The organism is Oceanobacter sp. ABM4_470 (genome assembly GCF_056158645.1).
Map to the genome: position 1 here is coordinate 2713150 of NZ_JBSWTR010000001.1, position 25285 is coordinate 2738434.

18 protein-coding genes are annotated in these 25285 nt (G+C 52.0%); 8 read left to right on the forward strand and 10 right to left on the reverse strand.

The annotated features are described in order from the left end of the window. Positions 1-379 precede the first annotated feature (379 nt). A complete protein-coding gene (locus ACXADJ_RS11875; protein WP_475066147.1) occupies positions 380-1360 on the forward strand; it encodes an IS110 family RNA-guided transposase in 981 nt (326 codons plus the stop codon). A 53-nt stretch (positions 1361-1413) separates the two neighbouring features. On the opposite strand, the gene moeA is transcribed toward ACXADJ_RS11875, so the two are convergent. The 3 genes from moeA to ACXADJ_RS11890 all read right to left on the reverse strand — a co-directional run bounded on the left by moeA (position 1414) and on the right by ACXADJ_RS11890 (position 3828). Further along, entirely contained in the window at positions 1414-2652 is a 1239-nt protein-coding gene (gene moeA / locus ACXADJ_RS11880; RefSeq protein WP_475066152.1) for a molybdopterin molybdotransferase MoeA, read from the reverse strand. A 9-nt stretch (positions 2653-2661) separates the two neighbouring features. Further along, positions 2662-3327, reverse strand: a complete 666-nt coding sequence (locus tag ACXADJ_RS11885; RefSeq protein ID WP_475066155.1) for a fumarylacetoacetate hydrolase family protein — start codon at positions 3325-3327, stop codon at positions 2662-2664. Positions 3328-3453: 126 nt separating this feature from the next. Then, a complete protein-coding gene (locus ACXADJ_RS11890) occupies positions 3454-3828 on the reverse strand; it encodes a PilZ domain-containing protein (protein ID WP_028294955.1) in 375 nt (124 codons plus the stop codon). Between the two features lie 212 nt (positions 3829-4040). Here ACXADJ_RS11890 and ACXADJ_RS11895 point away from each other — a divergent pair, with 212 nt between their 5' ends. From ACXADJ_RS11895 to ACXADJ_RS11915, 5 genes are all read left to right on the forward strand, one after another. Beyond that, positions 4041-6137, forward strand: coding sequence for a TonB-dependent receptor plug domain-containing protein (locus tag ACXADJ_RS11895; protein WP_475066162.1), 2097 nt, complete (start codon positions 4041-4043; stop codon positions 6135-6137). A gap of 128 nt (positions 6138-6265) precedes the next feature. Beyond that, the gene (gene bioB / locus ACXADJ_RS11900; protein WP_475066167.1) at positions 6266-7330 is read left to right on the forward strand and encodes a biotin synthase BioB; all 1065 of its coding nucleotides are present in this window, start codon (positions 6266-6268) and stop codon (positions 7328-7330) included. Positions 7331-7924: 594 nt separating this feature from the next. Further along, the gene (locus ACXADJ_RS11905; protein WP_475066170.1) at positions 7925-8440 is read left to right on the forward strand and encodes a Crp/Fnr family transcriptional regulator; all 516 of its coding nucleotides are present in this window, start codon (positions 7925-7927) and stop codon (positions 8438-8440) included. A 220-nt stretch (positions 8441-8660) separates the two neighbouring features. Further along, positions 8661-9872, forward strand: coding sequence for a zinc metallochaperone GTPase ZigA (gene zigA, locus ACXADJ_RS11910; RefSeq protein WP_475066172.1), 1212 nt, complete (start codon positions 8661-8663; stop codon positions 9870-9872). A gap of 2 nt (positions 9873-9874) precedes the next feature. After that, positions 9875-10552, forward strand: coding sequence for a DUF1826 domain-containing protein (locus ACXADJ_RS11915; RefSeq protein WP_475066174.1), 678 nt, complete (start codon positions 9875-9877; stop codon positions 10550-10552). Between the two features lie 121 nt (positions 10553-10673). Here the strand turns inward: ACXADJ_RS11915 and ACXADJ_RS11920 are convergent, their stop codons facing one another. The 5 genes from ACXADJ_RS11920 to ACXADJ_RS11940 all read right to left on the reverse strand — a co-directional run bounded on the left by ACXADJ_RS11920 (position 10674) and on the right by ACXADJ_RS11940 (position 17287). Next, complete coding sequence (locus ACXADJ_RS11920; RefSeq protein WP_475066177.1) at positions 10674-12023, reverse strand: hypothetical protein; 1350 nt, start codon at positions 12021-12023, stop codon at positions 10674-10676. Next, positions 12008-13633, reverse strand: a complete 1626-nt coding sequence (locus tag ACXADJ_RS11925; protein ID WP_475066179.1) for a VPA1262 family N-terminal domain-containing protein — start codon at positions 13631-13633, stop codon at positions 12008-12010. The genes ACXADJ_RS11920 and ACXADJ_RS11925 overlap by 16 nt, the downstream gene beginning before the upstream one ends. Positions 13634-13752: 119 nt before the next feature. Continuing rightward, positions 13753-15315, reverse strand: coding sequence for a transposase (locus tag ACXADJ_RS11930; protein ID WP_475066181.1), 1563 nt, complete (start codon positions 15313-15315; stop codon positions 13753-13755). Between the two features lie 144 nt (positions 15316-15459). Next, positions 15460-16017 (reverse strand): hypothetical protein, encoded by a 558-nt coding sequence (locus ACXADJ_RS11935; RefSeq protein WP_027855621.1) that lies wholly within the window; start codon positions 16015-16017, stop codon positions 15460-15462. A 349-nt stretch (positions 16018-16366) separates the two neighbouring features. Continuing rightward, positions 16367-17287, reverse strand: a complete 921-nt coding sequence (locus tag ACXADJ_RS11940) for a LysR family transcriptional regulator (RefSeq protein WP_475066183.1) — start codon at positions 17285-17287, stop codon at positions 16367-16369. Between the two features lie 127 nt (positions 17288-17414). Between ACXADJ_RS11940 and ACXADJ_RS11945 the strand changes: the two genes are divergently transcribed. Further along, complete coding sequence (locus tag ACXADJ_RS11945) at positions 17415-18263, forward strand: SDR family oxidoreductase (RefSeq protein WP_475066185.1); 849 nt, start codon at positions 17415-17417, stop codon at positions 18261-18263. Positions 18264-18325: 62 nt separating this feature from the next. Here the strand turns inward: ACXADJ_RS11945 and ACXADJ_RS11950 are convergent, their stop codons facing one another. Together ACXADJ_RS11950 and ettA are read right to left on the reverse strand one after the other, a co-directional pair. Beyond that, positions 18326-18541, reverse strand: coding sequence for a hypothetical protein (locus ACXADJ_RS11950; RefSeq protein WP_475066186.1), 216 nt, complete (start codon positions 18539-18541; stop codon positions 18326-18328). A gap of 239 nt (positions 18542-18780) precedes the next feature. Next, positions 18781-20445 (reverse strand): energy-dependent translational throttle protein EttA, encoded by a 1665-nt coding sequence (gene ettA / locus ACXADJ_RS11955; protein WP_028293311.1) that lies wholly within the window; start codon positions 20443-20445, stop codon positions 18781-18783. Positions 20446-20990: 545 nt separating this feature from the next. Between ettA and ACXADJ_RS11960 the strand changes: the two genes are divergently transcribed. Continuing rightward, the gene (locus tag ACXADJ_RS11960) at positions 20991-25190 is read left to right on the forward strand and encodes a sensor domain-containing protein (protein WP_475066188.1); all 4200 of its coding nucleotides are present in this window, start codon (positions 20991-20993) and stop codon (positions 25188-25190) included. Positions 25191-25285 lie beyond the last annotated feature (95 nt).

Below are 25285 nucleotides of genomic sequence, written 5' to 3' on the forward strand. Positions count from 1 at the left end.
TGGTTTTGCCATCCGCTTTTTTTGTGTCTGGGGTCTGGCCCATATTGTGGGAGAGAGCTTGCTCTCGATAAACATAATCCCTCGGCAGCAAGCTACCTCCTACAGCTGTCCTGTAGGTCGGATAAGCTTGCGCCATCCGACAAAGGCCGGCCCAAAAACGTCAGATGGCAGCCGCTTCGCGTCTTTATCGGACCTTGTATCTCTCCAGGGATCTTTGGTTAGCTACCAAAGGTTCCACAGAACCCGGTGAAGTTGAATCGGACCTTGGCACTTTGATGCCGCTTTGTAGATTGACTCCCGGGTTCTGATTTCTCTACACATTGAATGGTATCCAAGCGCCTGCTCGACAGTGACGCTGAATGGACAAGGGTAATGAGAGATGCACTACGTCGGTATTGATGTCAGCAAAGCCAAGTTGGATTGCACCTGGTTGCGTGATCCCGCGACAGGAAAAATCAAAAGCAAGAAACACGACAACACCAGCTCAGGTCATAAAGCACTAGTTCAGTGGTTGAGCAAGAATGTCAGCACTGATCCCAGCGAAATTTTAGTTGTGATGGAAGCCACCGGCATCTATCACGAAGTCGTGGCCTACGCACTTTTTGAAGCAGGTGCTCGGGTCTGCGTGGCAAATCCCGCCCGCACCAAAGAGTTTGCCAACAGCCTTGGCAACACCCATAAAACCGACGCCAAAGACAGCGTCGTATTAGCGAAGTACGGCTATCTTATTAAGCCTGATCCGTGGCAGCCAGAACCTCCAGAGGCCAGAGAACTCAAGGCTTTGAATGGTCACATTGAAGCTCTGGAGAAAGATATTCAGCGCTCACAGAACCGTCTTGAAAAAGCCGAGTTCAACCGCGCTTCAGAGCGAGTCATCAAGTCACTTCATATCCTGATCGAACAGTTACAGGCTGAGAAAAAACGCCTGGAAAGTGATATCGATGACCACATCGACCGCCACCCACAGCTGAAAAAAGACCGGGCTTTGATGGAGAGCATCCCGGGAGTAGGAAAGGTTGTCTCGCGGACGATGCTCAGTGTGATACATAGCCGATCGTTCCAGCAGGCAGGTCAGTTAGCGGCTTATATTGGCTTGATCCCCCGAATCCAGGAGTCTGGAACGTGGAGAGGAAAAAGCCGCTTGAGCAAACAGGGCTCGCCGAAAACGCGAGCCAAGCTGTATATGCCTGCAGTGGTATCAATCAAGCACAATCCGGACATTAGGGCGCAATACGAACGCTTGTTGAAGAACGGAAAAAGCAAAATGCAGGCAATAGGTGCTGCGATGCGCAAGTTGGTCCAGATTTGTTTTGGTGTTGTGAAACATCAAAGCGAATACCGTCCTCAGGTGGCAATTTAGCCTCTTGAGGACGGTTGGGAGAGATGGTATCTACTTGAATACAAGCGCGCTAATCAGCTCAACAAGCCATCAAACAGCTCGACTTTCACCATCTCGCCTTCTTCAAACCCGGCCACATCGGCGTCGACCACCAGATAGGCATTGGCCCGCGACATGGTGCTCAGCAAGGCCGAGCCCTGACGCCCCAGCGGCGTCACTTCCAGATGGCCGTCGGCATTGGTAGCCACCACAGCGCGCTGGAATTCCAGCCGTCCCGGGCGGCGTTTTACCGAACGGGTAATGCGTGCTTTCAGCTGCACCCGGCCACGATCCCCGCTGACACCGGCCAACTGACGCAAGACAGGCACCACCAGCTGGTCGAAGGTCACCACGGTTGATACCGGGTTACCCGGCAAGCCGGTGAACAGGCTGTTTGGCAAGCGTCCGAACGCAAAGGGTTTGCCCGGTTTCAGGGCCAATTTCCAAAGGCCGACTTCGCCCATCTCATCCAGAATCTGTTTGCTGAAATCGGCTTCTCCCACCGATACACCGCCAGAAGCGATCACCAGATCAGCCTGGGTATCCGCTTGCTGGTAGGCATCCCGCAGCGCCTGAGGGTCATCCGGAATAATCCCCATCGGGATCACGTCGCAGCCCATGCGATGCAGCAGCGCACACAGCACCTGACTATTGGATTCGTAAATCTGACCACTTTGCAGCGGCTGTCCCGGTGGCACCAGTTCGCTACCGGTGGCCATCACGGCGACTTTTAACGGCCGTTTTACCCTAACCGTTGCCACGCCCAGGCTGGCCAGCAAGCCGATGTCAGCAGCGCGCAGCACGCGGCCTTCGTCGAGCACGGTTTCACCGCTGGCAATTTCCTCACCCTGACGACGAACGTTGGCACCTTCATTCACCGCCGCAATAAAACGCACACTGCCGTCGTCGGCCACTTCAGCGTCTTCCTGCATGATGACCGTGTTGGCTCCTGGCGGAATCATGGCTCCGGTCATAATCCGTGCACATTCACCGGCGTTCAGCGGTTGGGTTGTGGCATCGCCCGCCAGAATCCGCTGATTCACCGTCAGGCGATCAAATTCGGTCAGGTCTTCAACTCGCACCGCGTAGCCGTCCATGGCGGAGTTGTCCGCTGGAGGCAGGTCGATGGGGCTTTCTATGCGTTGCGCCAGCACCTTGCCATCGGCCTGATACAGGGGCACGTCGAGCGTGTCACTTACCGGCTCAATACCGGCCAGAATCCGTTGCAGGGCATCGGCCAGCGAGATCAATCCCGGGGCATCACATGACGACATGGTGTCTCCTCAAAGCGTTTTCACAGTGGCCTGGCTAACCACCCAGTCCTGATTCAGGCAAGCCTTCAAACGGTCACCGTCCTGTAATTGGCCAACCCCTTCCGGGGTGCCCGTCAGCACGATATCGCCCGGGTTCAGGCTGAAGCAGTGGCTCATTTCTGCCAGCAATTGCGGAATCGGAAACAACATATTGGTGCTGTTGCCGTCCTGACGCGACTGCTCGTTAATATCCAGCGACAACCCCAGATTCGCCCATTCCTGTACCCGGCTGGCGGCGACAAAATCGGACACCGGACAACTGCCGTCGAAGGCCTTGGCGCGTTCCCACGGGTGAGCCTTGGCTTTCAGGCCCGACTGCACCTCACGCAAGGTCAAGTCCAGCGCTACGCCGACACCGGCAACCGCCGCCAGCGCCTGCTCCGGGGTCGCCTTGCTGATGCGCTCGCCAATCAACAGGGCGATTTCCAGTTCGTAATGCACAGCGCCCTGGTCCGACGGAATTTCCACCGTGCCCTGCAAAGGCACGACGGCATCGGCGGGTTTGATAAACAGCAAGGGTTGCTCAGGAATCGGGTTGTTTAACTCGGCGGCATGGGCGGCGTAATTGCGGCCTACACACACGGCTTTACCAACACCATAAGAAAAGGGAGCGTCATCCAGTTTGGGCGTGAACATAGGGCGTCTCTGTGATGATGAAGCCCTTAATATACCCGTGAGTCCGTTCAGGCCCAACCAGCCTGAACGTGTTTGGGCCCACGTCTGGCCGCACACTCTGTTGCGCGACCAGGCCAGCAAGCTGTATCAGGAGGCCTGATGCAGGCGTTCTTCCCGAATCAATTCAGCCAGTTCGCGCTGAATCTGCGATGGGTCGGCAGAATTCAACTCCAGCACCCGCCGCAAGGTGATCATGCTTTCCAACGCCAGCGAATCACAGGCACAGCCGACCACATCGTCGTCGATGTGCGCCACAGAACAGTCCATCACAATTTGCTCGCGCTCGCCCAGCGTTAACGTAAAGCGGATGTGCTGCTCCAGCGACCACTGTTCCTCCGCGGGGCGAACCAGCAGCACACCGCGCAGACTGAGGTCCATGCACTGTACCTCAAAGGTCTGACCGCGAGTTTCTATCTGTGCCCGGCGCAAAAACGGCACCCGACTGTAACGACGATTATTCATCCAGCAACCCTGATCATAACGGCCACAACAGCGTGACCATCCTTTAGTTTTAGCAGCCGTGGCGGTATTCGCCAGCCTGTAACCCGCATAGAGTCACGGGTGACGTGTCTGTCATTACATTCCATAACATTTGCCGCCAGATCCATCACGGGCCGGCGCACGAACTTGCGGCGGCTGTCGCGCACACTTCCTGAAAATTATCAGGAGGTTGTATGAAGCCATTGTCACCCAAAAAGTTGCTGCGCGGTTGCCGTCAGGGAATGCTGTTGAGCGGGTTGGTCTGCCACACTCTGACCGCCCATTCCGAGAGCATTTCAGACCAAAACAGCCAAAGCCAGAACAGCCCGCAGCCTGTCATCGAAGAAATCATGGTGCATGGCGTGCAGGAAGACCTGCAAGTGGTGAAGCCGGAACGGCTGCTGAAAGTAGCCGGTGCCAGTAACGACCCAATGAAAGCCATCGGCTCTTTGCCGGGGGTGACGTTTTCCGGCAGTGCCGGGGCAGCACCGGCGGTGCGAGGCTCCTCACCACAGGAAAACCTCTACCTGATCGACTTCCTGCCGGTCGGCTACATCTTTCACGTCGATGGCAGCTCGATCATGAGCGACAACACCATTGGCGACTTCAAGCTCGACAGCTCGGCCTTCAGTGCCCGTTACAACAACTCTAACGCAGCAGTGATCGAAGCCAATTCGCGGGATGTGTACGACACCAGTCAGGCCATTGTGGATGTCAGCTTTCTACGCGCCGGGGTATTTCTGGAGCACGGCGAACAAACCGGGTACGGCAGCCATGGCGGCTATTTTTCTGCCCGCCAGTCGCTGTTCCAGTACTACCTGGAACAGACCATGGAAGAAGACGACCTTGAGCTGATTACCATGCCGCAGTTTTACGACTATCAGGGCCGCTATCAATGGCGCTGGGGCAACAACGACGTCAGCCTGCAATGGATCGGCGCCCGCGACAAAGCCGGACTAGAATACGATGAAGACTCTGACGAAGTGCAGCAAGACCCGGAGCTTCTGGGCGGCGTCGAAATGTACCAGCGCTTCAACAGCCTCGGACTAGTGTGGGACAAGGTCTACGACTCCGGCCTGATCCAGCGCATTGGCGCCTACCGGTTAGGGCAGATGATTCGCTTCGAGCTGGGAGCCAACAACGACCTCGACATCGACTTCGTCGACAAGGGCCTGCGCAGCGAATTCAGCCAGAGCCTCAACGCCAATCACACCCTCAGTTGGGGCCTGCACTACGTTCATCGCACCATGACCGCTGCAGGCCAGCTTACCTACCCACCCTGTGACGAATTTGAACCGGACTGCCGCGCCAGCGCCGGTAATGAAACCCTGCTGATCGACGAAGATCATCCGTTCAACAACTGGGACCTGTTTGTTGAAGACGAATGGCAAATCAACGACCAGTGGCGTGTGACGGCTGGTTTGCTGGGCAGCTACGACGATTACACCGAACAACAGTTTGTCGAGCCCAAACTCAGCACCGACTATCACTTCAACGATCAATGGTCGATCAACGCTGCCTGGGGCAAGTACCACAAACTGCCGGAAGACTTCTTTGCCTACACTCCGGACTTCGGCAACCGCGACCTCAAACAGCCGCAGTCGACCCACTACGAATTTGGCATCGCCAACCACGTCAGCGACACCCTGCTGGTGAAACTGGACACCTACTACAAAACCATGAGCAATCTGGTGGTCGGGCGTCCGGATGCCGACAACTACCCCGACCTGACCGAAGAACAGTATCTGGCGCTGCCAAGCTACAGCAACGATGCCGAAGGCCGTGCCTGGGGAGCGGAGCTCTTTATCAACAAAGACCTGTCGGAACACTGGTACGGCTGGATGTCGGTGGCCTGGTCACGCACCCTGCGCCACAACCAACTGACGGATGAACACTTCACCTACGCCTACGACCAGCCAGTGGTGGTCAATCTGGTGGCCAGCTATGCGCCCAACGACAACTGGACCTTCGGCCTGAAGTGGCGCGCTCGCAGCGGCCAGCTGATTACCCCGATTGAAGGCGCTAGCTACAACGACGAGCAAGGTGCCTATGAACCCCAATACGGCAGTCTCAACTCGGAACGCATGCCCATGCAGCACAACCTCGACCTGCGCGCCGATCGCAGCATAGAAAGCTTTGGTCAGCCGGTGGATCTCTACTTTGAAATCATCAACCTGTACGGCAGCAAAAACGTCGACGGCTACGAATACAACGGCGACTACAGCGAGCGAGATGAAATCAACGGCTTGCCCACCATGTTTTCAATCGGGGCAAAAATTCATCTGATTTAGCAGGTTTTGGAATCAAGCTGGTCAATAAACAACCAGAAGTTAGCACCCATCCCCAGAGCAAATTGCGCTTGGCAGCCAGGCTGGCCACTATCTACCGCATCATAGAATCAGGATAACGGGGTTTTGCCATGTCGAGCACGGCAAGCACAGTCAGTCAATTGGACCGCAACATTCGTCACGACTGGACACTGGATGAAGTACAGGCACTGCTGAACAAGCCAATGAACGATCTGCTGTTTGAAGCGCAGACCATTCACCGCCAGTACTTCGACCCTAATCAGGTACAGGTCAGCACACTGCTGTCGATCAAAACCGGTGCCTGCCCGGAAGACTGCGCTTACTGCCCGCAAAGCGCCCGTTACGACACCGGCCTTGAAAAAGAACGTCTGATGGAAGTTCAGGCGGTGATTGAAAAAGCCAAGGCCGCCAAGGCCGCTGGCTCTGACCGTTTCTGCATGGGTGCCGCCTGGCGTTCCCCGCGTGAAAAAGACATGCCATACGTTGAAGCCATGGTGCGCGGCGTAAAAGAGCTGGGTCTGGAAACCTGCATGACCCTCGGCATGCTCGACGCCGGCAAAGCCGAACGTCTGGCCGATGCCGGTCTGGACTACTACAACCACAACCTCGATACCTCACCGGAATACTACGGCGAGATCATCACCACCCGTACCTACAGCGACCGTCTGGATACGCTGGATAACGTGCGTAAAGCCGGTATGAAGGTATGTTCTGGCGGTATTCTGGGCATGGGAGAAAGCCAGCGTGACCGCGCAGGCCTGCTGCGTCAGCTGGCCAACCTGCCACAACATCCGGATTCCGTGCCAATCAACCAGTTGGTAAAAGTATCCGGTACGCCACTGGAAAAAGAAGACGACGTTGACCCGCTCGACTTCGTTCGTGCCATCGCCGTGGCTCGCATCCTGATGCCGAAATCCCACGTGCGTCTGAGTGCCGGTCGTGAAGAAATGACCGACGAAATGCAGTCCATGTGTTTCTTTGCCGGTGCCAACTCCATCTTCTACGGTGAATGCCTTCTGACCACGCCAAACCCGGCGGCCAACAAGGACGTCGAGCTGTTCAAGCGTCTGGGCATCAACTCCCGTCACAAGGTGACCGAAGCGCCAGAAGAACTGGATGACCTGATTCCAGAGCCAAAAGACGAAAGCGAACAATACGCTCGTCTGGGTGCCTGATCGCACTTGGCACTAACTCTAAAGCCCGCCGATTCTGAAATCTGCGGGCTTTTTTGTAGTCGTTCGCTTTTTCTGGCCGTTCGTTTTTTCAATCACGCTCGCTTTTTTCATCGTGGTCACCCACCATAGGGCAGCCTCCTTCCCCACGCCCAAAACGGATACCAAGGACCCTCTGAATAACTCGGTGCCCGCTCTGGATGACAGGGTGAAGCTGAATCACGAAGCTGATTTGCAGGCCTGACGGGTCAAGTCAAAAATCAGCGACACAGAGTCAGCAAGGCCCTGCCATACCCGTAGGGCGCGGCCTGCAGACTGCCAGAACGGTGTTGGCGAATTTGGAAAGACTCGACCGGACAGGTTCGTCATTCCACTGCATTCGCCGCCTTGTTCTGACAACCTGCAGAACTCGCGCACGACTGCATGGATGCAGGAGGTAGGGCGAAGCAGGAAGCCAGAGCCGAGAGCTGTGCAGAGTTGTTCAGAGGGTCCTTATCAACTGACTATCTATCAGAGGCTGACAAAACCCTTCGTACTATTCCCATTTTGGCGTAGCTGGTATTAACATAATCAGTTAGACCCATTCGAGATACCCGCATGCTGTCAAACGTCGAGGGCGAGCAACGTCATTGCACCAGCCCGAGCCGGATCGAACTGCTCAAGGACATGCCGATATTCGGCGCACTTTCCACGGAAGCCATTGCGTTTCTGGAACAGCGTTGTGTGCAAATTCACCTCAAGTCCGACGACTACTTCTTCCACGAAGGCGACCCCGCCAGCTCCTTGTTCATCATGGAACGCGGCTACGCCGAAGTGATCAAACAATGTGGCTCGGAAATGCGCACCTTGCGCAGTCTGGTGTGCGGCGACAGCTTTGGTGAAATGGCCATTGTGGATATGAACCCGCGCGGCGCATCGGTCAAAGCCGTTACCGAATGCGACGCCCTCGAACTGCCCGCTGCGGCACTGTACGAGCTGTACCAGTTCGACCTTGAACAGTTCACCCTGATTCAGATGAACATGCTGCGGGAAATCAGCCGCCGCCTGCGCTACCTGAACGACAAACTGGCGCACAGCCAACCTGAAATTCTGGAAAAAGCGTCGCGGGTTTAGCGGCGCTTTTCAATTCAACGCTCCCCTGACTGCAATCCCCCGCTTCCTTCGCTGACGTCCTCTCAACCCGCTCAATAAACAAAACTCAGCATTCCAACCACTCCTGAGCGTTTTTCATGGCTTGTTTTTGCGTGTCTCTTTGATTATTTTGTTATGTCATAACATTTAATAAGAAGTCAGAACCGCAACCCGAACCCGAACGCTTTTGATGGACATCGCCATGAACGCTTTAACACACCGCCTCCCTGTCACCGTCCTGTCCGGTTTTTTGGGCGCGGGTAAAACCACCGTACTGAGCCACCTGCTGAATAACCGTGATGGCCTGAAAATCGCCGTCATCGTTAACGACATGAGCGAAATCAACATCGACGGCGCCACCATTCAGCAAGAAGTGGAGCTCAACCGAGCGGAAGAAAAGCTGGTTGAAATGAGCAACGGCTGCATCTGCTGCACCCTGCGTGAAGACCTGCTGATTGAAGTCTCGCGACTGGCCCGCGAAGGTCGCTTTGACTATCTGGTGATTGAATCCACCGGCATCTCCGAGCCACTGCCTGTTGCCGAAACCTTTACCTTCGAAGACGAAAACGGCGAGTCGCTGTCTCAAGTCGCCAAGCTCGACACCATGGTCACCGTGGTCGACGGCGTGAACTTCCTGAAAGACTACGACGAAGCCAAATACCTTCAGGAAACCGGTGAATCCCTCGGCGAAGAAGATGAACGCAGCGTCGCTGACCTGCTGATTGATCAGGTCGAATTCTCCGACGTCATCCTGATCAGCAAAACCGACCTGGCCCAGCCAGAAGACCTTCAACGGCTGCAATCCATCCTTAAAACACTCAACCCCGAAGCCAGGGTCATCCCGATCGCCGAAGGCGCAGTGCCTGCCAACGAAATCCTCAACACCGGCCGCTTCGACTTCGACCGCGCCGCCGCCGCCCCCGGCTGGCTGAAAGAACTGCGTGGCGAACACACACCGGAAACCGAAGAGTATGGCATCGGCAGCTTCGCCTATCGCGCCCGCAAGCCCTTCCACCCAGCGCGCTTTTACGACTTCCTCCACAATACAAAGAGCCACGGCAAACTGATCCGCTCGAAGGGCTACTTCTGGCTGGCATCGCGCCCTGAATTTGCCGGTCAATGGAGTCAGGCAGGCGGCATCGCCCGCTACGGCTTTGCTGGCATGTTCTGGAAAGCGATTCCGCAAGAACGTTGGCCAACCGACGAGGAATACCTGCAATCCATCAAGGAAGTGTGGCAAGAACCGTTCGGCGACATGCGTCAGGAACTGGTATTTATTGGCCAGGGGCTGGATCAACAACAAATCATCGCCGCCCTCGACGACTGCCTGCTGAACGACGACGAACTGCTGCGCGGCAAGGAATACTGGCTAACACTGGAAGACCCGTTTCCAGCCTGGCAGCCAGGAGCGTAATTATGGGAGTTAACCAGCCTGTTTCCGGTGGCGTCGCTGCCCTGATGAACGCCCATCTGACATCGCCAACAGCGATCAGTAGCAGCAACGCCAACGAAGTGCTGGCCGACATTTACAACCCGGCAGTGAACCTGGCCATCTGGCAGCGCTCGCTGCCGGGTGCCGTGCATGCCGAAGTCAATGCCCTGCTGAACAGCCAGCCAACCTTGAAGCTGTCGCGGGAAGTCACCGCCGACAACTGCATCGAGCGCTTGACTGCCGAACTCGGTCCCTTGGCACCCGAGCTGTACCGCGACATTCAAACACTGGTAGACATGTACAGCTGCCTGTTCGAACTCGACGCCGTTGGCCTGCGCCTCACCGCCCTCGACCGCGCCATGTGCCCGCGCTTTCACGTTGACAAGGTACCGTGCCGACTGGTCACCACCTACACAGGCCCAGCCAGCGAATTTCTGGATAATCGCGACGTCGACCGCAGCAAACTCGGCCCCGGCCCAATTCAGGACTTTGCCGGTGGCTTGTTCGAAACCGAAGACGCCATCATCAAAACCCGAGCAGGCGACGTTTGTTTGTTGAAAGGCGAACGCTGGATCGATAACGAAGGCAACGGCATCGTCCACCGCTCACCACAAGTGCCCGAGGGCGAAAGACGATTGGTGATGACGCTGGATATGGGGTGATGCTGCTGTAACTTAGAGAGGGATCAAACCAGGAACAGAGTAGATTCCTCTCTGCCGTCAGAGGCAGAGAGGTGGAGGTATTAACGCCTTGCTGAATTAGCCGTCAATGTTGAGCAATTTGTTAGATTATACACTCTTCAAATAGCTGTAAAGCTGTCTTGTTTTGAAAGATTTTTTCATTTTTCAATACAGAATTTCCACTACAAATAAAATCAATTTTTTCTTTTAAGTTATACAGATTGTGTTTTTTCATAGCAAACCCATAGACGAACAATTTCGTCATCAGTTTGTAAAAATAGCTTGAATATTCCGACATATCAACAAACCATTTATTATCTATTTCATCTAGGCTATATAAAATTATTTCAATCTCTTGAACAACTACCTTTTTATCCTGAAAATCTCTTATGTAAACGACAACTAAATCTATGATATCGGTCAAAATTATACTTCCGAAATAGTCACTGGAACTATCTATGAAATTTAGCCATCTTAGAGATAGAGTCTCCAAACAATATTTTTTCATCTCATCTTTTTGAATATTTAAGAAACAACTGCTTAGTGCTTCTTTACTCTCACTTGATATGAATTTAGTTATTCTGATACCATTAAGTAGTAAATCTATGCTTTTTTCATCTAATTGAATGATTATTTTTGAGAGCAGTTTAAAGAGTTGAGGATAACGTGATGGATACTCTAAATAGAAACTTATAAATTGCTGCCACAACTCCGATTTCATAGAAAAATCTATTATAGTTTTACAAATAAATTCGTCATTATCACCATGCAGCAATATGTCTCCTAGTAATTTTATTTGCAGCAGAGTTTTATTATTACTAATATTATCAAATATTTTTAGTCTTTTATCAAATCCCTCTATCTGACCATACTCCAAGCCGCTTAAGAAAACTAAAAATGTGAAACCATCTTTTTTATCTAAAGCTTGGCAATATTCATCAAAGAAAAATCTATTTGCAACCAAATAAATGAAATTATTATATTGATAATTACCCATATTTGGATTCGTGTTAAAATCAGATATTGTTTTAAATTCTTTTTTTTCAATCCGATTTATTGTGTCTTGCTGATCTTCATAAGCATGAGAAAATCCATTAATTTTACTAAAGTCAATTTTAAAAGATAATGATTTAAAATCATCTAACAAAGTTAAACATATGTCATCAAAAAAATTCATTTCCATAAAATTTTTCCAATACTCTTCACCGAGAAACAATATCAGAGGAATTAGTTTAATTTTTAACTTTAAATCTTTTATTTCTACAATGATTTTCTCAAACTCTTCGTTGATCGTATGTTGATTTAGTAATTCACCCTCATCATATTTATATATTTTGCACTCAATAAAATGACCAAATATTGAACCATATGAAAATTCATAAAATTTTTCTTGGTAGTTCTTATCTTCATATAATTTAAAGTATTTATCTAAAATGCTCAATTGCTCTTCCACACCAAGCACTCCTCACTATTTAACTCATTCCATAGCTTATTAAAGGCATTCAAAATATGCTGAGCATTTTTTACTTCGTGTAAAATATGATGTGAAGCTCCTAATTGATTTACTGAAATACCAAGAGACCAAACTTTTGGTTTTTCCAAAGGAAATATTAAAAACCTATCGTGGAAATCATAGCCATTAGCTCCAATCTTTCCTCTGACTTCCAGATTTAAGAATAAGAATTCTTTTTTATCTTTTTCAAACTCTCCTATCATATCGCTTTTAGCTTGCTCTTTTCTATTATGCTGTTTCAATGCACTAATGGCCTTCATCTGTACATATTTAGCACTGCAATAATACAACGTATTTTTAATATCAATCGCACTTAAATATGGATCCCAAAGATAGACACCTTTTCCACCATGTTTATTAATAAGCTCTCTTACATCATTGAAAGCTTTTTCTTCCTCATTACCAAAATATTGAATAAATGACTTAGTTGTTTCTAAGTTTTTTAGCTCCTGCTCGTACTTTCTATTTCTTATCCATTCGTCAAAAGATTTACTCTTTTCATTGCCAATAACAGAGTTATTTGCATTTGTAGATACTTGAAGTCTATGTGCATTCCCATTAATTTGAAAAACTCGTTTTTGATTTTCAACAATGTTCATAGACGTGTGCAATAGTTTTGGAATAGAAAATTTATATTTACACAGAATTAGCGAAGTATTTTTATCAATTAGTTCAACATGAGTTCCGAAACAATCATCAAAATCGATATTTGTAATAGCACCATCAATATTTATAAGCCTTTGTCTTCCAATAAGTTTGTCGCCATCTTCTTCATACAATCTAGCTACTAACTTTTGGATATCAAAAGTCTCTGATTGTGGAATAATTTCAAGCTTAATCCCTTTGTATCTTCTTGGATTATTTCCCAAGATAGATTCTTGATTAATCTTAAAGTTATTTATAGGAAGTTGAAAAATAATATTACCCAATCTATCCGATGTAGTTCCAATTTTCATGGGTAATATACTACTGACATCTTCACTAAACCGATTCAATAACAACGGAGAATCTAATAAATATTTAACATTATTTTTTTCTTCATCAAAAAACTCAATAATATATGAGCCATTTTTAAAATTATTTTTCAATATGTTATTCAGCTGTACTTCATGGTGCATATCTTCTCTTGAAGGAACATATTGCTCTTGTAATAATTTGACTTCTCCAATTTTTAACGATTCATCAATTCTAAATTGATTGTTTTGTAAAAGCTGAAGATAAAGTTCTTGGGCTACCTCAATATCAACGATTCTTCTTTTAATGCCCCAAGATAGATTATTATGACCTTTAAATATCCGTAGCTTTTCGGTCATTAATTCTTCAATGTCTAATTGTTTTGTATTTTCAAAAACAACTAAGGTGTAAATATTGAATGCTTCTTTTTTTTCTTTATCAAAACCAAATATCTCAACAATTTCACACTTATTATAGTTTCCAATATCCGCCTGATTTAATAAAAAATCTAATTTAGAATGGATAACAACCTCCTTTGAACCATGGTAATCTAACGAGACTGTAGAAAAAGTATTTTCGAAGCTGACATTGTACAAATATTAGGAAACCATCGAAAATCAGAGCCCACCGTCTTTCTTAACATTTCAAAACAACTGGAGATGAATAAAACACGATATCGTTGCATATTTAACCTCCTTTTCTTTTGACTTCCCTGCTATTGCCCCAAACGCGGTATCAACTTCTCAATATTGTGTGCCGTGGCATATAACTGCCATTGGGCTTGTACCTTCTTTTTACCCCGCAGGCTGAACCGCTTCAAGCCTTTATTGTGTTCCAGGTTGGCAAACACTGGCTCTACTGTCGACATTCGGTGGCTGTAAATTCGTTTGCCTTCGTCACTGTCGATTCTGGCCTTCATCCAGTCCGTATACGTCGGTGTCGCACTGTAAACCCGGAACGATACCTGTCTACCAGAACCTTTTCTGTGATCCGCTGATTCCGGGTTCGTCATGCATTGAGCCTTGATTGGACAGACCCGACACCCCAGTAACCTGCCTGTAAAATAGGCGGTTTGGTTCCCTTCGTTATCTTCACGAATACCATTAAACGTCAGGGCTTTTTCCTGCGGACAAATGCAGGTGTTTTTCGTTGGGTCAAAGTCAAATTCGCTCGCCGGGATTTGCTTGTAGCGAGTGCTTTTACGGTTCTCTTCGTGGCGGTGGCCGTACTTGTCTTTCTGATCATCGAAGCGTTCATCCCTGCTACGAAAGCGGTAATCCGAGATGTAGGCGTTGATCTTGTTGCTGTACAGATAGTCGTTGTTGGCAGCGCTGGCAAAGCCGGTATCTGCCGTGATGATCACGCCATCCTTGAGGATATTCTCCCGGATGCGCAGTCGCTGAAAACGCTCCCGAACCTCTGCCAGAATGGGCTTTAGCGTGTGCTGCTCCTGACCGTGACCAAAGGCCTGGGCATCAACGATGATCTGGTGTTTTTTATCGACGGTGGCGATGCCATTGAAGCCCTGAATCGTTCTTTTCGAAGTTTTCATCTTCGCCGACTCGTTGTCGGTAATGTTGCTTTTAACTTCAGCCCCTCGTTTATTGACGCCCGTCCATGGGCTTTGCGTCTTTAGGAACTGGTCGATTTTATCGAAAGCGTTATTCAGGGTGCTGACCGTTTTTTCGATGCGTTCCTGACGGCTATTGTCGTCAGATTCCTTGTCTATTTTCTCGTGCTCCGACATCCAGTAACGAATTTGACGCTGGATTTTATCTCGCTTCTCAGCCAGTTCCTTGAAGGTGCCCGACCACTCTTTGGAAGCGTTTGAGGGCAACTTGCAGCCATCGATGGCAAAGAGTTCTTTGCCCAACAGGCCTTCCTGATCACAGACCAGCAGCACCTGTTCGAACAAGTGTTCGATCTCCAATGGATAGCTGCTAACGAAGGCAGCAATGGTGGTGAAATGCGGGACGGAATCGCAGGATAGCGCCTTAAAAATAATGTTGTGCTCACAACACCATTGGATCTCTCTGCTTGACGTGATGCCTTTGGAATACGCGAACAGGATGATCTTCAATAGAATCGCAGGATCATAAGCAGGACGCCCACCGGCCTTACCATCGTTGCAGTACAAGTCGTCGAACGGGGTTAAATCCAGCCGATCCGTGATCAAGTGATGCAAAGCATATTCGAACGTACCAGGCTGAATCTGCTCTTCGAAGTTGATTACTACCATCGACGTCTGGCTGTAATCGTAGTGCTTGTACCTTGGCATATCACTTCCTCGCTGCTGCCAGGAATTTTACCGCAGAGACGCGGTTTGGAGGGGTTTTTCTACAGCTTCAACGCTCAATTAAGGGGCCGAAAAAGCGTAGCTTTTGAGGTCCCAGCCCGCTTGCGGGCAAACTTTAATTTCTTGTTATGCTCTGACACCAAAACCCATACCTTTCATAAGCCATTTGGTGGTTCTATTGTCGAGAGAGTCTGCCCTTCCTTTAAATCCTTTCATATTCCCAAAAGGTTTAAAGCTAGCTACTGAAGAAACCTCATCATTAAGTAACTCGGCGTATTCTAGTACATCGGCTATGGCTTCGCGTAACTCAGCATCTGATACTTGTTTACCATGAATAACCTTGTCTCTGACAACTTCCGCCTCACTTAATTTATTAGTTGTTATATCTCTTATCGACTGCCCAAAAACATTTCTATAAATTTCTTTAAAACCATCTCTGGTTAAATGTTGAAAATTCATAACTCTAGAGACAAAAGCACTTTTACCTCGATGAATTTTTACAACCCCACCATAAAGGGCTCGATTTTGAGCCTGTTCAGTCTTTAAGAAAACATATGCAAGACCAATATCATAAGGTAAGTTGGCCTCTAACAGTGGAAGAAGGTGCTCAAAATAAATTTTTACTTCTTCTGAACGTTCTTGGTAAAATTTTTTCAGTGCTATCCGTGTTGGAATTCTCGCCACGTTCATTCCTTATGCATAACAGTTTATTAGTGCGCATGCGCGGTTTCTCAGTCAGGCTGTTTTGAATAACCTTCCACAACCTGTTGATTTTGAAGGCCATTCCATTCAATACCGACAATTCCATCACCAGGTTAATGCGCATGCGCACTAACTCCACTCTTCTGTGCGCATTAACTTGTAAACCTTGCTTAACAAGGTCTCTAAAATCAGCCACTTACGCTATCAGCTGGATGCAAAACGAGCAAACATTTCTGGCTAAATGCGCATGAATGTTTGATGCAGGTATGGGCATCGCTCCAATCGAGGGCTGTTCATCTTCGTCTGTTTGGTTCTCTATCCGGCTTCGACTTTAGCTCATGTGCTGTTGCAGGTAGTCGATTAAGGCGGTGGTTTTGGCGGGTACAAACCGCTTCGATGGGTATAACAGCCACACGGCGGTGTCAAAATCGGCGGCGGCGATCTGCCACTCTGGCAGCAGCTTGGTCAGTTGTTGTTGCTTCAGTTCATTTTCAACGATCCAGTCGGGTAACAGGGCGATTCCCATCCCACTGGTAACGCAGCGTTTAATGGTGGAGGCGGTGGTGGTTGTTAATGCCGGTTCTATAACAACGCTCTGCTCGTCTATGCTGCTGGAGGCGGCGGGCGAGTTGTTGGAAGCGCGGCGGAATTTCCATACCTTGTCGAAGGGGCTGTATTCAAAGCTGATGATGGTGTGGTGACTGATGTCTTGGGGTTGCTTGATCGCGGGATTGCCCGCAAGGTAATCCGGGCTGGCCACCAGCCGATAGCGAACGTCTCTGAGTTTGCGAGCAATCAGGTTGCTGTCTTGCAGGCGGCCGTGACGGATGGCGATATCACACTGTTCTTCCACCAGGTTGATTTGATGGTCGGTAAGCCGCAGCTGCAAACGGATCTTCGGGTATTGTAGATAGAAGTCTTTCAGCAATGGCGCCAGCACGGCCTCGCCAAACGAGGTTGAGGCAGACACCCTTAAGGTACCAAAGGGCTCAGCTTGCTGACTAACCACTTCCTGACCGGCCAATTCCAGTTCTTCCAGCAGGGCTTCAACGCGGTGAAAATATTGCTCACCCAGTTGGGTTGGCGACAGGTTTCTGGTGGTGCGCTGAAACAGCCGAGCCTGCAGTTGATCTTCCAGCGCTGCCACCGCCCGCGAGACCGATGACGGCGCCATATCCAGCTCGCGGGCAACGGCAGCAAAACTGCGGCTTCGGTATACGGCAACAAAAAGTCTGATCTGATCCAGCGTCATTGTCCCTCCCCTTCGTGCGTATTACGCACGAATCCAATTCATCCATTCTGATTTATTGCACTGCCACTGCCAAATATTCTGCTTCTGAACCATTCACGGACTTTTCAAACCGTAAAGGAGCATGTCTATGTCAGACCCAACGAACCAGACTCATGCACACACTTGGCCATCGAATGTTACTAACGGCAGTGGCCTGCCTGAGCTGAATTTCAACCGCAAAACCGCGCTGGTGATGGGCGCCAGCCGAGGCATTGGCCGCGCCATCGCGGAATTACTGGCAGAGCTGGGCGCGACTGTGGTAATCACCGCACGTTCTCAAGCCGCCCTGGAAGATGTTGTCGAAAGCATCAAGAAGGCGGGGGGAAATGCGTTGGCCATGTGTTGCGATGTCAGTGATTACGCATCGGTTCAACGAGCGGTTGATCGTAGCCTTGAACAGTGCTCTCGCATCGATTTTTTGATCAACAACGCCGGGCTGATTGATCCGCTGGCGCATCTTGCCGACAGCGATCCCGAACAGTGGGCATTGGCCGCCGATGTCAATTTCAAGGGCGTGTATTTCTGCATGCGAGCGGCGCTGCCGCACATGCTGGAAGCGGGCGAAGGCGTGATTGTCAATATGAGTTCGGGGGCCGCCAACAGCGCTCTGCCGGGCTGGAGTCATTATTGCTCGACCAAGGCTGCCGCGAAAAAACTGACTGAAGTAGCTCAGCGCGAATTGCAGGGCAGGAATATCCGCGTGGTCGGATTATCACCGGGCACCGTGGCAACCGATATGATGGCCAAAATACGCGACTCGAAAATCAACGTCGTCAGTGAACTGGACTGGTCGGCCCATATACCTCCCGAATGGGTGGCAAGAGCGGTGGCTTTTTTATGTGGGCCAGAAGGTGAGGCGTTTGCCGGTAGCGATTTTTCGATCAAGACCGACGAGGGCCGCCGCCGCGTGGGATTACCGCTGACAACAAACGCTTGATCATTTTGGCCAGACTGACGTCAGTGCCAGAACCGCTGCCCACACGCTGATGTCACCGAACGTCAGTCGTCGTCTTGCATGGGAATGCTGTAGATCCCGGCATCCAGTCCTGTCAGGCGTTTGTTGACTTCCGCCTGTTCGACCTCGCTCAAGGTTTTGACCTCGGCATCCTGCTGAAACCGATGTTTACCGGTATCGGCATTGAATCGGATGCGGCCAATGATGCGGCCGTCGTCGCTGATGCAGTCGAGTTCTTGCTGGATGGGGAAAAACAGCACGGTGTGGTCCTTGGTTAATTATTGTTGGGGCGCGATGATGGTTCGGATTTTCTCACGTTCAAGCGCAGCCGTCCTCTTTGAAAAGCCACCCCGCAAGCCATAAAAAAGCCGCTCTACCTTGCGGTTGAGCGGCTTTTTATCCATTACCAATCATCAGTTACCGGTCATCTGTCGCCAGTTACCTGCCGCCAGAAACCGATAACGAGCTTGCGCAGCAGTCAAAACCGCTGCGCTGGTGATCACTGGGCCAGTCGCTTGTACTTCACGCGCTTAGGCGCAGCATCGGCACCCAGACGCTTCTTACGGTCGGCTTCGTACTCGGTGTAGTTGCCTTCGAAGAAGTTGACCTTGGAGTCGCCTTCGTAAGCCAGAATATGGGTGGCAATACGGTCCAGGAACCAACGGTCGTGGGATACCACCATCACGGTGCCCGGGAAGGCGTCGACCGCTTCTTCCAACGCACGCAGGGTTTCTACGTCGAGGTCGTTGGACGGTTCATCCAGCAGCAGTACGTTGGCGCCCTGCTTCAGGGTGTAGGCCAGTTGCAGACGGCCGCGCTCACCACCGGACAGCTCACCCACGCGCTTCTGCTGGTCACCGCCCTTGAAGTTAAAGCGACCAATGTAGGAGCGGCTTGGGTATTCCTTGCCGTTGATGTTGAGCATGTCCTGACCGTCGGAAATGGATTCCCATACGGTTTTGCTGTCGTCCAGTTCGTCGCGCAGCTGTTCTACGAAGGCCAGCTTGACGGTTTCACCCGTCACCACTTCACCGGAATCCGGCTGTTCTGTGCCAGCAATCATGCGGAACAGGGTGGACTTACCGGCACCGTTACCACCGATGATGCCAACAATGGCACCGGCCGGAACGGTGAAGCTCAGGTCGTCGATCAAGACGCGGTCGCCGAAGGACTTGGTGACGTTGTGGAATTCAATCACCTTGTCGCCCAGGCGTGGACCAGGCGGGATGTAGATTTCGTTGGTTTCGTTACGGGTCTGGAATTCGCGGGAGTTCATTTCCTCGAAGCGAGCCAGACGGGCCTTGGACTTGGACTGACGACCCTTGGCACCTTTACGAACCCATTCCAGTTCGTGCTTGATGGCCTTGGCGTGGGCATCTTCGGCTTTCTTTTCTTGCTCCAGACGCTTCTCTTTGGCTTCCAGCCAGGTGGTGTAGTTGCCCTGGTAAGGAATACCGTGGCCGCGGTCCAGTTCCAGAATCCACTCGGCACAGTTATCCAGGAAGTAACGGTCGTGGGTAATGGCCACTACGGTGCCCGGATATTCTTCGAGGAATTTTTCCAGCCAGCCTACGGAGTCAGCATCCAGGTGGTTGGTAGGTTCGTCCAGCAGCAGCATGTCTGGCTTGGACATCAGCAGGCGGCACAGGGCCACACGGCGACGCTCACCGCCGGACAGTTTGGTCACGTCGGCATCCCATGGCGGCAGACGCAGGGCGTCGGCGGCAATTTCCATCTGGCGGTCGAGGTCGTGACCACCAGCGGCTTCAATGATGGCTTCCAGACGACCCTGCTTCTTGGCCAGTTCGTCGAAGTCGGCATCCGGTTCGGCGTAGGCAGCGTATACCAGGTCCAGTTCAGCTTTGGCGTTCACCAGCTCGCTCAAACCGTCTTCAACGTTGCCTTTAACGTCTTTGGCCGGGTCCAGTTCCGGCTCCTGTGGCAGGTAGCCAATGTTCAGCTCTGGCTGTGGACGGGCTTCACCAATGAAGTCCTGGTCGACACCGGCCATGATCTTCAGCAGAGTGGATTTACCGGAACCGTTCAAACCCAGCACACCAATCTTGGCGCCAGGAAAGAAAGAAAGTGAAATATCGCGCAGAATCTGACGCTTGGGCGGAACAATCTTGCCCAGACGATTCATCGTGAAGACATACTGTGCCATGGTGAACCTCATAACTTGATAAACCGCGCCAAACTACTCAAAAGCACGGTCATTGGCAAACAAAGGGTGGCCTGTCTCGCAATTCCTCTGCATACCGCTATCTTCTGAAGGGCCGAGTCTTCTGAAGGGCAGAGTAAACACCAGCAGCCAAGGTTACGGTAAGAGAAACCGGGATAGTCAGGTTTGATCTGATCGACAAATGATCAAACAGTTGCCATTCTAGGGACCCTCTGAATAACTCTGCACAGCTCTGCGCGTGTCCTGCAAGCTGTCAGAACAAGGCGGCGAATGCAGTGGAATGACGAGTCCTTTCCAAATTCGCCAACACCGTTCTGGCGGCCTGCAGGCCGCGCCCTACGGGGATGGCAGGGCATTGCTGACTCTGTGTCGCTGATTTTTGACTTGACCCGTCAGGCCTGCAAATCAGCTTCGTGACTCAGCTGCACCCTGTCATCCAGAGCAGGCTCCGAGTTTTTCAGAGGGTCCCTGGTTGGCTTCCGGGTCTTTCCAAGTAGAATCAGCAGGCTCAGGACAGGGAAAGTTTTATGTCGAGTGAACCACACACCGGAAATGGCCAATATCAATGGCCAAGCCAAAAGCGCCTGCTTACCATCTCCTGGTTGATTATGGCGGCGCTGTCGCTGATCAACCTGTACAGCATTTATGTCGACGAACAACGCTATCTTTTAACCCAGGCGGAAAACAGCACCCGCGACCACGCCCGTCAGGTCACCGCGATCTTGCAGGCCTATTACGCCGTTCAATGCGACGACACCCCACAAACCGGCCTGCTGCCAGACGACCCCACCCCAGCCGCACTGTTGATTGAGACCGCTGCCAACGCCGTCTTCCTGGATCGTTACGGAGCTATTTACCACCGCCGTGGCGACTTCATGCCCGACATCCTCAGCTTCGAGCAATTGCAGCGCGAACTTGGGCTGATTGCGCCCAGCATGAGCAGCCCGGTGATTGTTGGTGACGCCACGTATATGGTCAGCCACTGTGTCAGTGGCGAAAGCAACTGGGCCATCAGCCAGGTGCCCACCGGCATCCTGCAAGACGCCCTGCTGGAAACGGCCCAGCCCGCTATGGTGTTCGCATTGGAAGACAGCAGAGGGCAGCGCTTGCCGCCGAAAATTCGCGGCCACGCCGAGCTGGCGCGGCTGCCGATTCCCAACAGCAGCTGGCAGCTGTTGGCTTGTGAAGTGGAAGGCTACATCGCCGGGCAAATTGCCGAGCGCCTGATGAGCCCACTGATTCTGATTCTGGTGATGAGTTTGGTGGTACTGACGTCTATCCGACTGCAAAAGCAAACCGAGCAAACCGCCCGACAGGCAGAAATTGCCAGACTTCACGCCGAAGCCCGTGCCGATCTGGTGTTGCAGTCGATTGAAGACGCGTTGGTATCGACCGATTCAAAAGGCAACATCACCTATTACAACCCGCGCGCGGCCACCTTGTTTGGCATGTACTCTGCCTCTTCTCAAAACAGGCCTGCAAACGCGTCTCCAGTAACCGATCCGGGCTCGACCGCTGCTGCAGCCTATTTAAATGGCAGCGACGGCCGCTGGCTGAACCAGCCACTGGAACAGGTTTGGCCGCACCCACGCGCACTGTGGACCCACGGTTTGAGCATTCGGGAACTGGAAGCCTTGCAGGATCAGGGGCGTACGCTGTCTGTGGTGGTCGGTGAAGAAGCCCGCGTGCTGGAGCAGAACTACCACCCGCTGTACCGCGACAACCAGATCGACGGCATCGTCTGGATTCTGCGTGATATCAGCACCTCGGTGCGAACCCGTCAGGAGCTGGAGCGCAGCCGCCAGCGCTATATGTCGTTGTTTGAAGAAGCGGGGGTCGCGCACTGGGTGCTCGACCTGTCTGGCTTTCACAAAAGCCTCGACTCCATCGCTCTAGTCAACGCCAACAACGCCGCCGTTGAACTGGCTGGCGCGGGCAGCAAACCGCAAATGCAATTGCAGTTTGCCGAGCTGTTCCAACTGGGCTGCGACAAGCTCATGGAATGCTTGCAACAAATGCAGCAGTCGCCCCATCGCCTTGTCGAAGCCGAGTTGCAATTAAAGCGGCTGGATGGCCCGGTACGGGTGTTGTCGGCGCACTTCAGCAGCGGCATCGACCAGCAGGTGATGGTTAGCCTGATCGACATTACCGAGAAAAAGCGCGCCAACGAATTAACCCGCGAGCAGGAAGCCTTCTGGGGCGCGGTGATGGCCGCCATGCCGGACACTGTGCGTGTCGCCAACCTTGATGACGAACTGCTGCCAAGCATCGTCTACAGCAACCGCAGTGCCGCCGAAACCCTTGGTTACCTGCCCGACAGCAGCGTGGACGCCTACGACTGGCCACAGTATTGCGCCACCCCGGAATGCAAACAGGGCATGCAGGAAACCCTGCGCCAGCTGCGCAATTGCGGCAGCAACGAGCCGCTGCTGTTTCGGGGCAAGTTCCTCGATGCTAACGGCACTCACCGGGTCATTCAGCTGGAATACACCCCTTTCAGGCGCGACATTGAAGGCCAGGTCGACCGCTATATCTGTACCTCACGAGACATCACCGAAGAGGTCACCAAGCAGCAACAGATTGTCGATAGCGAAGCGCGCTACCGTCTGGTGGCTGAAAACATGACCGATATTGTCTGGTCCACCGACACCCATCTGAATTTCACCTTCGTCAGTGCCTCCATCGAACGGCTGCTGGGGTACACCTCGGCCGACCTGTTTGAGCTGGGTATCGGCACGATTTTCGACAAGCGCGATATTCGTCGGCTGTTCAAGGAATTCCGGTCGCGCTTGCGGGTTGTGCTGAAAGCCGGTGAAGAAGAGCACCACAAGGTGCTGATTCAACGGGACATCACCGCCCGCGCCCGCAATGGCGAACGCTACATTCTGGAGTTACAGGCCACCCTGCTATGGAATTCCAATGGGGTGATGGAAGGCATTCTCGGGGTTTGCCGGGACGTGACCGAAGCCCGTCAGAACCAGCGCGAGCTGATGCTGGCGTCCGACGTATTTGAAAACTCCAACGAAGCCATTCTGGTTACCGACGACAAATTCCGCATCGTCAAAACCAACCGGGCATTCTCGCTGATTACCGGCTTTGACAGCAGCGAGGTGCTGGGCAAAACACCGGAAACCCTGCTTGGCCCGGAGCACAACAACCACGACTTCCTGTCGGAAATGATGGAAAGCCTGCTGCACGACAGTTACTGGCAAGGGGAGCTGAAATTCCTCTGCCAGAACGGCGCTGTGCGCACCTCCTGGACCGGGGTCAGCATCATTCGTGATGATGAAAATAACATCCAGAGCCTGACCATCATTATGTCGGACATCACCGACCGCAAAGTAATTGAAGAACGTATTCACAGGCTGGCTTACTTCGACCCGCTGACCGGGCTGGCCAACCGCACCCAGATGCACGAACGCCTCGACCTGATGATGCACCGCGGCGACGGCAAAAACCGTACAGCACTGCTGTTCATCGACCTCGACCGCTTCAAGCCCATCAACGACTCGTTCGGCCACCCGGCCGGGGACAAGATTCTGGTGCAAGTGGCCGGGCGTTTGCGCCAGTGCGTCAAATCGACCGACATTGTGTCGCGGATGGGCGGCGACGAATTCACCGTTTGTCTGAACTTCAGCGCCGGGGATAAGGACATCGCTACCCTCTGCCAACAGGTTGCCGAACGCATTCTGAAAGAGCTTAACAAGCCCTACTACATCGACAAACACCAGCTGTTCCTCAGTGCCTCGGTCGGCATCGCTATCTACCCGAACGACGCCCTGACGGTGATTGAACTTCTGAAAAACGCCGACATGGCGATGTACCACGCCAAGGAATCCGGCCGCAACAACCTGCAATTTTTCAACGCCGACATGAACCGCCGAGCGGTCGAACGCATGCAGCTGGAAAACGACCTGCATCAGGTGATTCAGCGCAACGAGCTGTACATGATGTTCCAGCCGCAGTTCGACTCCCGTTCCTTGCGTCCGGTGGGGGTCGAAACCCTGCTGCGCTGGCATCACCCGGATCGCGGCGACATTCCACCACAACTGTTTGTCGACATTCTGGAAGACACCGGTCTGATCGTGCCGATTGGCCGCTGGGTGATCGAACAGTCCTGCATGCAATTGGCGCAGTGGCTGGAACAGGGCATCGACCTCGACCTGATCGCCGTCAACGTCTCAGCCCGGCAGTTCAACCACCCGGATTTCGTCTCCGAAGTGAAAAACGCCATTCTGCGCTCGGGCATTCATCCCCATCAGTTGGAGCTGGAGCTGACCGAATCCATCCTGATCGACGACATCGACTACACCCTTACCCTACTGCACGAGCTGCGTGAGCTGGGTGTACGCATTGCCATCGACGATTTTGGCACCGGCTACTCCTCGCTCAACTACCTCAAGCAGTTCCCGGTCGACATGCTCAAGATCGACAAGAGCTTCATTCAGAACTTGCCGTCCAACCGCAACGACGCCCAGATCACCCGCACCATCATCGCCATGGCGCACAATCTGGGGCTGGCAGTGATTGCCGAAGGGGTAGAAAACAACGACCAGCTCGATTTTCTGGTGCGCTCTCGCTGCGAGAAAATCCAGGGCTTCCTGCTGTCGCGGCCAGTGCACGCAGAACAGCTGGTCGACTATCTTAAAACCGGTGCACCGGAAGACATCACGCTGGCAGACGCCGAGGCTGAAGTGAATTCAACTCACCCCGCAGATGAAGAATGATCACGTGCCAGTGGCGGGCATTTTGCGGTAGAATGCCCGCCCTTTTTCTTTAATCTGGCGCAAATCGGCATTTCCTTGCCGTTTTCATGCCCCCA